The following is a 13946-nucleotide window of genomic DNA, read 5'->3' on the forward strand; positions in this document are numbered from 1 at the left end:
CACATCAATTAAGTGAAGCTTTCGTCTGGACGCGCCAGAAAACAGGTGAAGCATTTAGGTTAACTTGACAAAATTGTCAGACGCACACCGATCATGTGTATAACTGATTGATTTTAGTATTATTTTATAAGATGCTCCCCGCAAGGGTGGTATTGGTGATGAATACGAGTGACGACACACTTATTGGTGATGACGGCGACAACACGCTTGAGGGCTTCGGCGGTAACGACCTCCTCATTGGCGAAGGCGGCGACGATTCACTTGACGGTGGCGAAGGTGACGATTCTCTGGAGAGCGGAGAAGGTGCCGACACCCTGAATGGCGGCGATGGCCAAGACACTGCAATTTATTTTTATGCGGACGATCCAATTACCATCGACCTGAGAGATTTCTCAACCGGTGGTGACGCGGCTGAAGACACGCTGATCTCCATCGAAAACCTCATTGGCGGGAATGACAACGACACGCTGATCGGTAATGCCGAGGCCAATAATTTTGACGGCTGGTTCGGGAATGACCTGCTGAATGGCGATGACGGCAGCGACACCCTTGATGGTAATAATGGGGATGACAGCCTTCTTGGCGGCCTTGGCAATGACCTGCTGCTCGGCAGCAAAGGTCTCGACACGCTGTTCGGTGAAGATGGCGATGACACCTTACGTGGCGGACTTGATGCCGATTACATCGATGGTGGGGACGGTATCGATACAGCAAGCTATATTGGTACAACCGAAGGCGTATATGTATCTCTCGTCGAAGGCGGACTGTTAGGCCCCACGGCATTAGGCGATCAATTTGTATCCGTCGAAAATCTCGAAGGCGGTGTCGGCAAGGATACGCTTATCGGTGATGCCGGGCAGAACTATCTTTACGGGCTGGACGAGAGTGATGAGCTCTACGGCGGCGCTGGAGATGACACGCTAGAAGGTAACGGGGCTGCTGACCTTCTTTTCGGTGAAGACGGCGCTGACATGCTTCTGGGTAATGTCGGTGATGATGTTTTGGATGGGGGGCTTGGGAACGATACGCTTGATGGCGGGAGTGGCTCTGACATCGCAGACTATCTTTTTGCAGATGCCGCAATTCTCGTCTCATTGCTTGACGGCACGACGAGTGGCGAAGCGGCGAATGATGTCCTGATCAGCATTGAAGGCATCGGCGGGACACTCTTCGAAGATACCCTGATCGGCAATGCTGCGAATAATACCTTTATTGGCAATGCAGGCGCGGACATCCTTGAGGGCCGGGGCGGCGACGATTCCTTACTTGGTGGTGATGGCTCAGATAGTCTGGAGGGGGATAATGGCAACGACTTCCTCGATGGCGAAGCCGATGACGACTTCCTCCTGGGGGGCGCTGGTGATGACACCATTATGGGTGGCGACGGCAGCGACTACATCGAAGGCGGGGACGGCAACGACCTCTTGATTGGCGGATAGCCTCATCTGGTCATAACTCCGGTGCGCCTAATCGCCTTTCATTCACAGGCATTCCCTTAATCGGGAATGCTCTGCGATGAAGGGCAATAAGATTTGAGATAATCCTCATGGGACGGAAGTGTCTCGACGGTACGGCGCACATTCTCGTCGATATGGCTGAGGAAATTCCGGACCTCTCCCTCTGACATGACATCCGCAACCGGATGGTGAGATTTAGGCATTATACCCTGCCCCAGCATGACTTGCGTCCAGGAGTTCTCGGCGAAAAGCTCGTCATTCGCCCGGAAGGTCCGGCCCGTCTCACGGAAGAGCTGCATGCGATGACGGAGCGTGTCGGGAATATCCATCCCCCGGCAATAGCGCCAGAATGGCGTGTCCTCCCTCTTGGTCAGATGATAGTGGAGGATGATGAAATCGCGAATATGTTCGAGTTCAAAGAAAGTCTGCTTATTGAATTCGTCAATATCGGCATTGGCCACAGATCCTTGCGGGAACATCTGCAGCATACGCATGACCGACCTCTGGATGAGGTGAATGCTCGTTGATTCAAGCGGTTCAATGAACCCACTAGAAAGTCCGATGGCTACGCAATTGCGTTCCCAATGGGCCGACCGCGTGCCGGTGCGGAAGGGAATGACCCGCGGCTCCGCCAGCACTTCCCCTTCAATCTGGGAAAGCAGGAACGCCCTTCCCTCCTCCTCATCCATGTACTGACTGCTGAAGACGATGCCGTTCCCGGTTCGGTGTTGCAGCGGGATCTGCCAGCGCCACCCGGCGGAATGCGCAATCGAGCGCGTATAAGGAAGAGGCGGGCCGACCGATTTCGTCTGCACGGCAATCGCCCGATCGCAGGGCAGCCAGTGGGTCCAATCCTCATACCCGACACCAAGCGCTTCCCCAATGAGCAAGGCCCTGAACCCCGTGCAGTCGACAAAGAAGTCCCCCTCAATGACCGTACCGTCATCAAGGATGAGAGAACTTATATCTCCCGCCTCATTCTTCCGGACCTCGCCGATCTTCCCTTCCCGGCGGACAACACCATTGTCCTCCGCCATCTTACGCAGGAATTGAGCGTAAGCGGATGAATCCAAGTGATAGGCGTAGTTGAGGCCGAGCTTCGGCAAATGCGCAAAACGGCGTTTTTCCGCGGCCACCAGCTCCAGGCAATAATCGCCGAATTCCTTTGCGACCCCAAGCTCCCGCCCTTTGCGCCAGAATTGCTGAAAGCCTGCCGTCCAGTGATCTTTCCCGGTGATCCCGAAAGAGTGGATGTAGCGGTGATCCACATCGGTCCAGTTCTCAAAAGCGATGCCGAGCTTGAACGTGCCGCCCACGGCGCTCATGAACTTGGCTTCGTCGATGCCGAGCAGGCGATTATAGGTCAGGAGCGTCGGGATGGTGGCCTCGCCCACCCCGACCGTGCCGATCTGATCAGATTCGATCAGCGTGATATCCAGATTGGCGCCGAGAACCTTTCCGATCGCTGCCGCCGTCATCCAGCCAGCTGTCCCGCCGCCAGCGATGACGATTTTCCTTATCGCTCCACTCATCTCGTTGCCCCTACCTGTTCAGCCGATTCAGAAGAAATGCCCGGACCTGTCGGGCGGATTCTTCCGTTACCGGAGAAAGAATGCCGCGAATATTTTCCGGCACATGATCGCGCGGCGCACTGCTCTCGCCGAAGACATAATAATCAAACAGCTGCCGCCAGATTTCTTTTTCATCCTGCGGCATGTCGCGCAATGTCATCATGGCGTGATTGAGGACATCCTGCGGCGTCCCCAGAAAGGCTGGCACGGTCCGCCACCAGTAATTCATCAGGATATTGAACGTCCCGAGCGCTTCCACATGGTGCCACCACATGGACGGGATGAATATTGCATCCCCCGGTTCGAGATCCGCAATTCGTGCATGCGCCATCGCCTCGGTAAATCGCGGATATTGATCAAGATCCGGATTAGCAAAATCAACAAGACTGATCGGTCGGCCGGCCGGTGTCGTCTCAAATGGACCGACATAAAGGTTCTCGATCTGATCCGGCGGGAAAAGCGTAAAGCGGCGCTGCCCCGCCGCGACACATGCAATGTTGAGCGGCAGATCATTATGCGCTGCAATCCGGGTTCGGGTCCCGATCCATATACTGATGACCGGGCGGTACTGGCCGAAATCAAGATCATTCTGCTCACGGAAACCGGGCAGGCATTCATCCACATCTGCGGATGCAAGATAGATCAATGGGGGATGCTCCGCCCCGCCATGATTCTTCACTCTCTGGAGGAGTTCGGTCATGCTGGATGTACCGCGCTCGACATTGAAGCCAGTAAAATCCTCAGTATAGAAAACGCGCCCCTTATTGGCTGGGGACCCAACCGAGACCGGGACTTTTGCGCCGCGATCGAAGACCGAAAGATAGTCGTGCATCGCGGTATCAGATGTCTTTGCAGCCTTGACCACAGGCCAGTCGCTGACGGCGCCCCGGAGGATTACGGGTTCGAGCGAAGCCGACACGGCCTCAAGGTCAAAGCCCTGATCCGCCTCCACTTCTCGAACCGGTGTGGCCTTTGGCAATTCCATCAGCTGGTGATCCTCATGCGGCTCTACCTACTCGCTCGCCAATTGATCATTCCGGCGCCGAACCAATGCTTCAAAATGGGTCAGAGAAGCGACAACCATGAAGACTGGCAAGAGTGCGCCTGCTTCCTGCAGTCGTCCCAACTCATCCTTATTCAGATTATAGAGCCGCTCTTCGTGGATTGTATAATATCCGGCCAGACGCCCTTGCGTGCCGTCATTCAGCGTGACGTCGAGCGCAAAGGGTTCGATCAATTGCAGCTCATCCAGCAGACGACAAAATCCAGCAACACTCTGCTCACCGTGATGGACTTCCTCAAGAACGGCCGTGACATCCTGAAGGAAAGGCGCATGGCCACCATGGTCGAGGAACAAGGGTTCGCCCTCTGCGTCAGTCACGCGCGGATGATCCTTATCGAGATGGACCTCCAAACGCTTTCCCCCTTCGCCATCTGGGATCAGCCCGATGACGAAGGGCTGCATCCGCACCGCAAGCGGCAGATAGGCCGCATCCCAGCCCTCTTCCGACAAAAAGAGGTTCTGGCCTTCCTCAAGCCCGAATAAGGAGACTGGCCGAAACCCGCCAATCGACGCATCCTTCATGAAGACAATGGGGTAATGCGCCTGCACATGGCGAAACTCATGCGGAAAGACAGGCACGAACATTCTGTCATCGCCCAGAGCGCTGCTGCGTTCCGTCCGTATCTTGACTTTCGCATGATCAACATTGTTGAGCTGTACGTGTTGGGTCATTCTTGGCCTCTATATATTCTAGATACGTGGGAATCCGTGTGATTTCAGATGATCAAGCAATTCGCGGTTGGAAGGCAAACCCTCGGCAAATTTCCGTGTCTTCGTCACGATTTCCGCGAAGAACCGCTCGGCCCGTTCCTTATCATCCTTGCGTCGCCGCAAGGGCCGGTCCGCCGGATATTTCCCCATCCCATAAAGGATGTAGATGAAACTCGTGGCGGGAAAGATTTCCTGCGCTTGCGGAAAATCTTCGCGTGACGGCACTTCGAAGCGCCAGCGGTCCAGTAAATCGTTCAGCCGGCCCGTGCTGTTCGCCGGGTCACGATGTGCTGCCCAGTAGGGTTCAGGACGCTCACTGAGCACATAATGCAGCTTAAGAAACTCAACGATCCGCTCCCAACGATAGCTGAAGCGGTCATTGAACCTCCTGGCGGAGCCTTCCAGTAGCTCACGGCGCGGCGGCAAAGTGTCGCTTAACATCGTCGCCGACAGCTCGATCATCACGATCGCGGAGGCTTCCAGCGGCTCCACGAACCCCTGCGACATGCCAATGGCGACGACATTCCCTACCCAGGGTGTTTTGCGGTAGGCTGATCGGAACTTGATCAGCCTAGCATCACCACCATTCAGGTCAGACCACGGAGCGGTTCTGGCAATATAATCTGATAGCTGATTTCGTGCCGTTTCCTCATCCTGATGAGAGGATGAGAAGACATGTCCGATGCCGCGGCGCGACTGCAGGGCGATATCCCAGACCCACCCCGAGGGCATGGCCGTTGCCGTCGTTTGCGATGCAATCTGACTATTGCTCTCCCCATTGGGTATTTGGATGGCAAGCGCGCGATCATTGAAGAGAAGATCTGAAACATCCGTCAGTTCTGCTCTCATCGCCTCACCGATCAGGAGCGCACGGCCACCCGTGCAGTCGACAAACAGGTCACCCGTAATATTGCCATGCTCTCTGGCCTGAAGACTGCTGATGTTCCCCGTCTCATCACGCTCAATACCATCGACTGTATCAATGATCAGTGTAACGCCGAGCCGGGTTTGGCAATGCTCACGCAGCATTGCCGCAAAGGCAGGCGCATCAAGGTGATAGGCATAATTCGCAACAGCTGCGTATTCGGGCGTCATCGCCTGTTTCGGCGCCCGTCCCATTTGGCAGAGTATTGCTTGCGTGCTCACCGCCTCCGCGAAAGGCGTCCCAGCTGGCGCCGCAGACGCTAATGCCAATGGGTCAATATCATCCGTAGGCGGCGGGGCATCGAAAGGATGGTAGTAAATATCATCGGTCTTGCCATTGACCCAGCCGTCAAATCTGGAGCCCTGTTTAAAGCTCGCGTCACAATGACGAAGGAAGTCAGTTTCGCTGATCCCGATCCGGCGCAGCGTGTCTCTCAGGCTCGGCCAGGTGCCCTCACCCACGCCAAGCGTCGGAATATCCGGCGATTCGATCAGTGTAACGCGCAGTCCATCTGATGATGCTGCGCGGTGATCAGCCGCGAGTATCCCGGCCGTTAACCAGCCAGCCGTCCCGCCACCTACAATGACAATTTCCCGAATTGCGCCCGTCACTTTGGCGCCTCCTGGCTATTTTTGTTCTTCAGAATGACAATACCACGCCCACGAAAAATCGCGAGCGTGGTATTTCTTTTCACTCGAATTTTGACGGACGGTACCGGGGGAGGATTCGCCCGCCCGTCTCAATCCTTAGTGAGTGAACCGGACCCCGAAGTTATAGCGGGCACCTGTCTGTGTTGCGAAGTTGAGGTAAGCCGGCGTCCGGCCCACGACGCGGGACGTTTCATCGGTGACATTGATGCCCTCGACAAAGACAGACCAGCCGTCGCGCACTTCGTAGCTGACGTTGAAGTCAAGCTGTCCGTAGTCCTCAACATATTGCGGGTTATTCGCAGTACCGCTGACACCCGTCGTGGAGATCAGGTGCTTGTCACGCCAGTTATAGGCAAGACGAGCCTGAAGACCATTTTTGTCGTAGAAACCGATGAGGTTGTAGGAGTCGCTGAGACCCGTGACCGCGAACTGCGGATCACCGCTCGACGGCACCTGCTCATCCTCAAAGCCGACATCGCCATTGACGATTGTGTAGTTCGCAATCGCGCCGAAGCCAGTATCACCAAAGATGTGCTGGACAGCGAATTCCCAACCATCAAGTGTCGCTGACTCTTGGTTCACAGGTGTCGCAATATCGAAGGTCAGAAGCGGATCTTCGCCTGGCACGCCGAAGATGTTGCCGGTGAAATTGCCGCTCGTGTCTGTGCCTGTGATTTCAAACGTAGACGGATCAGCATTCTCAAAGATCCACTGACGGACCTGAACGGCATCATCAGTCCCAAGGGCCGCAACGGCGTCGTTATAACGCTGGCCCTGATAAGGTGTGTAAACATCAAACGGTGTTTGAGTCATGACACCTGAGCCGATGAAGTTCTCAACTTCCTTCCGGAAGAAACCGGCCGAAACATAAGAACCCTCTTTGTAGTACCATTCTGCAGAGAGATCGATGTTATCAGACAGGAATGGCTTGAGGGCCGTGTTGCCATTTGTGCCGGTCCCGCCATTCACACGGAAGATCTGCTCGACTGACAAACCGCCAGCAATGTCACCATACCCCGGACGGGTCATGGTGCGGCTGTAGGATGCCCGCAGCTTCACATTCTCCATAGGCTCGACCTGGAAGTCGATCGCCGGGAGCCAGTAATCATACTCACCCGAGAATGTCTGTGTCTGAACATTATTGGGGTTGTCGAGACCGATCAGGCCAAATTCATTAGGCGCAACCCACTGAGTTGCTGTCGGCACCGTTACCTGTGCTGGTGAACTCACATCGGTTTGCTCATACCGCACACCTGCAACCACAGCCGCCGGCATTTCCCCCAGATAGAACTCGGTTTCGATATCGATGAAAGCGGAGAGGCTTTCTTCTTCGATCCGGCGATCAATCAGGAAGTTATCCGAGCGGCAAATACCATCACCTCCACAGACATTGCCGAAGGGATCGGTATCAAGGAGCTGGATCAGACGGTCGAAATCATAGACCAGGAAGTCCTGCTGCGTCATGGAGTGACCGCTGAACTGGTCGAAGTTTCCGGCCAGATCGACCCGGCGGAAGATATCATCAGGCAGCGCATCAACTGTTGCAACACCGCCCCAAGTATCCCGCTGGGCATTTGCAAAAGCCGACCGAACTTCGTTCGTGGTCGAGGCAACACCGAAATCAACGCTCTTCACCACGGACGAGTCAAAATCATAGCTCGCCGTAAGTTGGTACTGGTCAATTTCTGTCCGGATGAAGCTGTTCGAGAAGACGTTCCCCGTCACGATCATGCGAGCCGGATCGATATCCGTGAATGGATCCTGGAATCCGACTGTCAGAACAGGGATGTCATTCTCGAAATTGACGCCTTGGGTACGAAGCTGGAAGTCCGCCGTACCGACGCTCGCGCTCGTCCCATATGGGCTGTCTTGCCCGGATTCTGCGCTCGAACTGTGTGCATCGAACTCAAGCGAAAGACGATCCGTCAGCTCCCAGATGGCATTGAAGCCAAGTGAACGGTTCTCGCTGATTGAACCATCACGTCCCCCGCCCATGGAAAGGTCAGAGCCGCCATCGCCGAAATCTTCGTTGTAGAAGATGATGTCGGAGATCGGGCCGTCGCCCCATGCGCTGGTCGTATCGCCATGGTTGTACCAGACCGACAGGTCAGCTTTTTCCGCCTGGATTTTGTTTTGCGAGTAGAAATAGTCGAGTGTCGCCGTGAACGTATCAACGGGACGGAATTGCAGAGCCAACTGACCATTGATCCGCTCACGATTGTAGTTTGCAAGCTGGTAGTTGACGTTTTGCGGCACCGAATAAACATCATTCGGTCCCGGACGGTTCGTGATCTGGGTGTCGGCCGGCGGTTGAGGCAGCGTCCCCCAGTTGTTCTCAGAACCAAGATAGGCCCCACGCCAACCCGAGGTCGTCCCGACCTGAGCCACGCCGGATTCACGCTCCTGGAAGCTACCTGCAAGGGCAACACCGACACGTTCATCAGCAAAAGTGTTCGAGAAGATGGCCGAATATTCCGGCGTCACTTTCTTGTCGCCGATCGAGGTAACAGAATCGTCAAAGACCGCTTTTGCGCCGATCGAATAGCGCATACCCGGCGCATCGAGCGGACGGGCCGTCTTGATGTTCAGTGTAGAACCGATACCGCCAGTTGGCACAGAGGCACGACCGGTCTTGTAAACCGTGACGCCTGCGATGCCTTCGGATGCCAGATTGCCGAAGTCAAAGCTCCGTGAGGACGGCGCGCCGCCTTCGAGATAAGCGGACGGCATCTGACGGCCATTAAGCAGGACCAGGTTGAAGTCAGGACCAAAGCCGCGAACGGTGACCCGGCTGCCTTCACCAAGTGAACGGCTGATCGAGACGCCCGAAATCCGCTGCAGCGATTCTGCAAGGTTCGTGTCCGGGAATTTACCGATGTCTTCTGCCGTAATCGCATCGACGACACCGCGCGAATTCCGTTTGATGTCCGAAGATGCCTCAAGGCTTTGACGAATGCCGCGCGCGACGACGACATCTTCGTCGTCAGTCACTTCCGCTGACACATCGTCCTGCGCATAAGCCGGCATGGCAATCGCCAGCGCCGACACGCTTCCGAGCAACACGATGGATGCCTTCAGCCCTCTGAATGTATTATCTTGCCTCATTTAGTGCCTCCCTTATTTGTTTTTCGAAGCTTTTAGTCCGCACGCCTATCTGGCCATTGTCTCCCATGGGCCTTGTGGTGTGCCGTTCCATTCTTGCTGCGTCAGACACGCGCGACCTGTCTCAAGGTCGCCTGCGCACTGCTCCACCTGTACCCAATCGACCAGCAGCTCAGCCGGAAAGGATTTCTTGTCGAACCCGGCGCCATTGGATTTCTCCGGCAGATTGCCACCAACAGCGAGGTTCAGCATGACATAGAAGGGCTGGTCGAAAGGCGCATACGGACGGCCTTCTGCTTCCGCAGCTGCCGTGTGCCAATCGTCACTTTCCAGACGCATAAAGAGATCGTCATTGACGAACCACTGGATGACGCCTTCGGCCCATTCGATACTGTAGGTATTCCATTCCTGTGACGGCGGCGTTTGCACCTTCTCGTCAGCCTTCGAGAACAGATAGGTGTTGTTCGGCGGCACATCTCCGAAATGGAGGGCGCCAGATGTGCGTGTTTCGATCTCGCCTTCACATTCCTCGCAAGGCGTTTCGAGATTGACCGCTTCCATGATGTCGATTTCGCCTGACAATGGCCAACGGCCGTAAACGCTGGTCGATGGCATCATCCAGAATGCCGGCCAGGTCCCTTGCCCTGCGGGCAGTTTCATCCGCGCTGAAACCCGGCCATAAGTCCAGTCAGCAATTCCTTGAGTCCGGATTTTACCCGACGTGTACCACTGGAATTTGCGCTCACCTTTGGTGTTGCGTTCTTCCGGATAAAGCGGGCCAGTGAAACGTTCCGGCCGAGCGATCAGGCGCAGGACACCATCCTTGACCTGAATATTCTCAGGGCGATCCGTGTAGCACTGACGTTCATTATTGCCGCCGCCCCAGCAGGATTCTTCCGGCGACCATTTGGTCCGATCGAGCGAGGTACCGTCGAATTGATCCGACCAGACCACATCCCATTTCGGCGTATTCGCAGCCGCGAAAGGATTTGCACAGAACAGCCCCATCACACTTGCGCAACAGGCAAATGTGCTGATCACACTCGTTCTCTTCAGACTGGACTTCATTGATCGCCCGGATTTCTGGTTATGTTTCCTCAGCCATACCCTTCTCCTGGGAACGCTAACGGACAATCGCTTTGCGATAAGCCGCCCGAATTATGCGGTGGATGGGAAAGTCACGATAATGTTAGCGCACAACATTTCGGCGCCAGATTCGCAAATGGACAGCCTCTCAAGGGCTGCCCACCCAGAATTTTCATGCAGGATATCAGTACTCGAAAGACGTGCTCAGCGTCGCATCAGAAGAGCCGCCGACGAAGATTTCAAAGTCGCCAGGCTCGACCACGTAAGAGCCGTTTGCGTTGTAAAAACCTAGATCTTCCGCACCAAGCTCGAATGTCAACGTCATGCGCTTACCCGGCGCAAGTTCAATCTTCGAGAAATCCTTGAGCTCCCGCACAGGCCGGCTCACGCTGGCTGCGATGTCTCTAATGTAAAGCTGAACGACCTCTTCGCCCGCCCGTGATCCTGTGTTCTTCACACGAACAGAAACCTCCACCACGTCTCCGCGTTTGCGTGCCCGCAGGTTGGAATATTCAAACGTTGTGTAGCTGAGGCCATAGCCAAAGGGCCAAAGCGGCGCGTTGCTCTCGTCGATATAATGCGACCAGAAAACATCCGTAAGCGGCCCCGGGCGACCTGTGTTGAGATGGCTGTAATAGATCGGAATCTGACCAACTGACCGCGGGAAGGTCATCGGCAGCTTACCGCTCGGATTATAGGCGCCGGTCAGGACGTTGGTCAGGGCATGACCGCTTTCCTGCCCCAGATGCCACGCCTGCACGATGGCGGGGACATGCGCCTCCGCCCAGGTCAGAACCAGCGGCCGGCCACTCATCACGACAAGCACCGTCTCCGGATTGGCCTCATAGACCGCTTCCAAAAGCTCCTGCTGCACACCTGGGAAGCCTAGCTCTGATCGGCTGCGGCCCTCACCTGATTGCAGCCCATCCTCACCCAGTACAATGATCACCTTGTCGGCATTGCGCGCAGCCTCAACGGCTTCAGGGAACCCGCTGCGGTCCGTCAGATTGACGACAACCTCATTCGGGAAGGCCGCATCGCCGATCTCCAGCACGGCTCCTTCGGCATAGACAAAATCGAGCCCGGCAGCCTCGAACGCTTCCACAACGGATACGGCGGAATGATCGTCCGCCATGGCGCGCCAGTTCCCGAGCGGCGAATCCTTATCGGCGGCCAGCGTACCGATCAGGGCGATTTTCTCGCCCTTGCGGATCGGTAGAGTGTCATCGTCATTCTTCAGAAGAACGATCGACCGCTCCGCCATTTTAAGGGAGGCCTCCCTGTGCGCAGGCGAGAGCAGAAGTTCAGCCTCACGATCCGCATCAAGATATTTATACGGATCATCAAACAGCCCAAGCTCGAACTTAACGCGCAAGATTCGGCGCACCGCATCATCAAGCAGCGCAACATCTAGCGTACCGGCCTCCACGAGATCTTCTAGGTGATCGAGATAGACATAGCTTTCCATGTCCATATCCGAGCCGGCTTCCATTGCCTTGAGCGCCGCGTCTTCGGGGTCCTTGGCGTAGCCGTGATCAATCATCTCGCGCGCCGACGCCCAGTCGGAGACGACAAAGCCGTCAAAGCCCCACTCCCCCTTCAAAAGTTCCCGCTGCAAATAGCCATCGCCCGTGACCGGCAGCCCATTGAGCGTATTGAAGCCGTTCATGACCGTCCTTGCATCGGCCTCCTCAACCCCGGCCTTGAAGGGGGGCAGGATGACATTGTGAAGTGTCACGGTGCCAACATCGACGGTGTTATAATCCTTGCCTGACTCCGCAAATCCATAGCCCGCAAAGTGCTTGAGCGTCGCAACGATTGTATCGGGGGCAGACAGATCATCGCCCTGGAACCCACGGATCCGGGCAACGGCGATCCGTGAACCCAGATAGGGATCCTCGCCTGCGCCTTCCATCACCCGGCCCCAGCGGGGGTCACGCGAGATGTCGACCATCGGGGCAAAGGTCCAGGTCTGGCCTTGCGCTGCTGCCTCAATCGCACTCACACGCGCACTCTGCTCGATCATGTCGAGATCCCAGCTCGCCGCTTCGGCAAGCGGGATCGGGAACATGGTTTTATGTCCGTGCACGACATCAAGGCCGAAGATGACCGGGATACCGAGGCGTGAGTTCAGCGCATATTCCTGAATCGGGCGAACTTCTTCCACACCGACAACATTCAGCATGGAGCCGATGATCCCCGATTTGAGCAATTCGGCTTTGCGGGCCTGCGTTTCATCCGTCGGAGCCGGCCCTGTCACATCCCAGAAACCGGTGAACTGGCTGACCTGCCCGACCTTCTCCTTCAGCGTCATCTGGGAGAGCAGATCCTCGACCCGTTCCTCATCTGACGGGGCCGTCTGGGCCATGACCGATGTGACCGGCAACACCAGCGCGGAGATGAAAATGGCAATAGAAAACCGCAAGACAGCCATGCTGACCAAGCCTCCCAATATACTCTGCTCAGAGAATTATTTGATAATTTTGGCCGGCACCTGACCGAAACATTCGCGCCACAACAATAGAGTTTGCGGCAGGCTGTCCGGATCATGCGGTGAAATGGATTGTGCAGAGCAGCGAAATCGGCCGGTTAAACGCCGTTTGTCAGCCGCTCGATCGCCTCTCGGAAACTGCGGCTCCCCTTGACGACAGCCCCGCTGGTCAGGGTGATCTGCGCCTCCCCCTTTGGGAGCTTCTGGATCTCCTGAATGTGAGATTTAGAGACAATCGTGGACCGGTGAATCCGAAGGAACTGGTCCGTCGGTAGTTTCGATTCGAGCGCCTTGATCGGCACACGTATGGCTGCTTCCCGGTCATGGGTATGGACGAGTGAATAGTCGCCCGCCGCCTCAATCCAGATGACATCCCCATAGGCGATGAAGTGTACCCGGCCGGCATCCCGGATTTTCAAGACTCCTGCGATTTCATCGGCCAGCGGTTCAGCGACCTCGACCTCTGAAGCATCATCAGATGCATCGATCAGTTTGCTGAGCCGCAACGCCTTCTCAACCGCCTTGCGAACCCGCTCCGCATCGAAAGGTTTCAGGATGTAATCAATGGCATCAATCCCGAAGGCTTCGACCGCATATTCCGGATGCGCAGTTGCAAAAACGAGCAGCGGTTTTTTGTCCGTGGTGATGCGGTCATAGGCATCAACCCCGCTAAGGCCCGGCATCTCTATATCAAAGACGATGAGGTCAATCCCGCCAGCATTGATGATATCAAGCGCTTCCTCGACCGATTGGCATTGCGCCATGATCTCCACATCGCCTGTCTCGGCAAGCATCTGGCCCATCAATTCCAGAGCCGGCAATTCATCATCACAAGTAACTGTCTTTAGCATTTCGCCCTGCCTGGCGGTTTCATCCCGGAGTGGCCGCTG

The 13946-nt window shown here is 55.9% G+C and carries 10 protein-coding genes; 2 read left to right on the top strand and 8 right to left on the bottom strand.

Features of this window, described 5'->3' with window-relative positions; all coding sequences use genetic code 11:
- The first annotated feature begins 158 nt into the window (after positions 1-158).
- A complete protein-coding gene (locus tag DX908_RS06285) occupies positions 159-1439 on the top strand; it encodes a calcium-binding protein (RefSeq protein ID WP_233508715.1) in 1281 nt (426 codons plus the stop codon).
- A gap of 56 nt (positions 1440-1495) precedes the next feature.
- Here DX908_RS06285 and DX908_RS06290 read toward each other — a convergent pair whose 3' ends face one another.
- The 7 genes from DX908_RS06290 to bglX all read right to left on the bottom strand — a co-directional run bounded on the left by DX908_RS06290 (position 1496) and on the right by bglX (position 12933).
- Complete coding sequence (locus DX908_RS06290) at positions 1496-2989, bottom strand: tryptophan halogenase family protein (protein WP_116391559.1); 1494 nt, start codon at positions 2987-2989, stop codon at positions 1496-1498.
- A 10-nt stretch (positions 2990-2999) separates the two neighbouring features.
- Complete coding sequence (locus DX908_RS06295) at positions 3000-4013, bottom strand: cupin-like domain-containing protein (RefSeq protein ID WP_116391560.1); 1014 nt, start codon at positions 4011-4013, stop codon at positions 3000-3002.
- 27 nt (positions 4014-4040) lie between these two features.
- Entirely contained in the window at positions 4041-4763 is a 723-nt protein-coding gene (locus DX908_RS06300; protein WP_116391561.1) for a SapC family protein, read from the bottom strand.
- A gap of 18 nt (positions 4764-4781) precedes the next feature.
- A complete protein-coding gene (locus DX908_RS06305; RefSeq protein WP_116391562.1) occupies positions 4782-6338 on the bottom strand; it encodes a tryptophan halogenase family protein in 1557 nt (518 codons plus the stop codon).
- A gap of 135 nt (positions 6339-6473) precedes the next feature.
- A complete protein-coding gene (locus tag DX908_RS06310) occupies positions 6474-9404 on the bottom strand; it encodes a TonB-dependent receptor (RefSeq protein ID WP_438943331.1) in 2931 nt (976 codons plus the stop codon).
- 123 nt (positions 9405-9527) lie between these two features.
- Positions 9528-10520 carry a glycoside hydrolase family 16 protein gene (locus tag DX908_RS06315; RefSeq protein ID WP_199564611.1) on the bottom strand — a complete coding sequence of 331 codons (993 nt, stop codon included), beginning with the start codon at positions 10518-10520 and terminating at the stop codon, positions 9528-9530.
- Between the two features lie 229 nt (positions 10521-10749).
- Positions 10750-12933: a beta-glucosidase BglX gene (gene bglX, locus DX908_RS06320; RefSeq protein WP_233508643.1), complete on the bottom strand. Its 2184-nt coding sequence runs from the start codon at positions 12931-12933 to the stop codon at positions 10750-10752.
- On the opposite strand from bglX, the gene DX908_RS16650 reads away from it, so the two are divergent.
- Positions 12932-13063, top strand: coding sequence for a hypothetical protein (locus tag DX908_RS16650; RefSeq protein ID WP_267895853.1), 132 nt, complete (start codon positions 12932-12934; stop codon positions 13061-13063). The genes bglX and DX908_RS16650 overlap by 2 nt on opposite strands.
- 91 nt (positions 13064-13154) lie before the next feature.
- On the opposite strand, the gene DX908_RS06325 is transcribed toward DX908_RS16650, so the two are convergent.
- Complete coding sequence (locus DX908_RS06325) at positions 13155-13907, bottom strand: LytR/AlgR family response regulator transcription factor (RefSeq protein WP_158548547.1); 753 nt, start codon at positions 13905-13907, stop codon at positions 13155-13157.
- Positions 13908-13946: the final 39 nt, after the last annotated feature.

Origin of the sequence: Parvularcula marina (genome assembly GCF_003399445.1) — a bacterium.
Taxonomy (GTDB): Bacteria; Pseudomonadota; Alphaproteobacteria; order Caulobacterales; family Parvularculaceae; genus Parvularcula; species Parvularcula marina.

What these genes read in the sequence shown, in the direction of transcription:
- bglX (WP_233508643.1), bottom strand. Translation starts at nt 12,933, where the DNA reads ATGGCCCAGACGGCCCCGTCAGATGAGGAACGGGTCGAGGATCTGCTC.
- DX908_RS06285 (WP_233508715.1), top strand. Translation starts at nt 159, where the DNA reads ATGAATACGAGTGACGACACACTTATTGGTGATGACGGCGACAACACG.
- DX908_RS06290 (WP_116391559.1), bottom strand. Translation starts at nt 2,989, where the DNA reads ATGAGTGGAGCGATAAGGAAAATCGTCATCGCTGGCGGCGGGACAGCT.
- DX908_RS06295 (WP_116391560.1), bottom strand. Translation starts at nt 4,013, where the DNA reads ATGGAATTGCCAAAGGCCACACCGGTTCGAGAAGTGGAGGCGGATCAG.
- DX908_RS06310 (WP_438943331.1), bottom strand. Translation starts at nt 9,404, where the DNA reads ATGCCGGCTTATGCGCAGGACGATGTGTCAGCGGAAGTGACTGACGAC.
- DX908_RS06325 (WP_158548547.1), bottom strand. Translation starts at nt 13,907, where the DNA reads ATGCTAAAGACAGTTACTTGTGATGATGAATTGCCGGCTCTGGAATTG.
- DX908_RS06300 (WP_116391561.1), bottom strand. Translation starts at nt 4,763, where the DNA reads ATGACCCAACACGTACAGCTCAACAATGTTGATCATGCGAAAGTCAAG.
- DX908_RS16650 (WP_267895853.1), top strand. Translation starts at nt 12,932, where the DNA reads ATGACCGATGTGACCGGCAACACCAGCGCGGAGATGAAAATGGCAATA.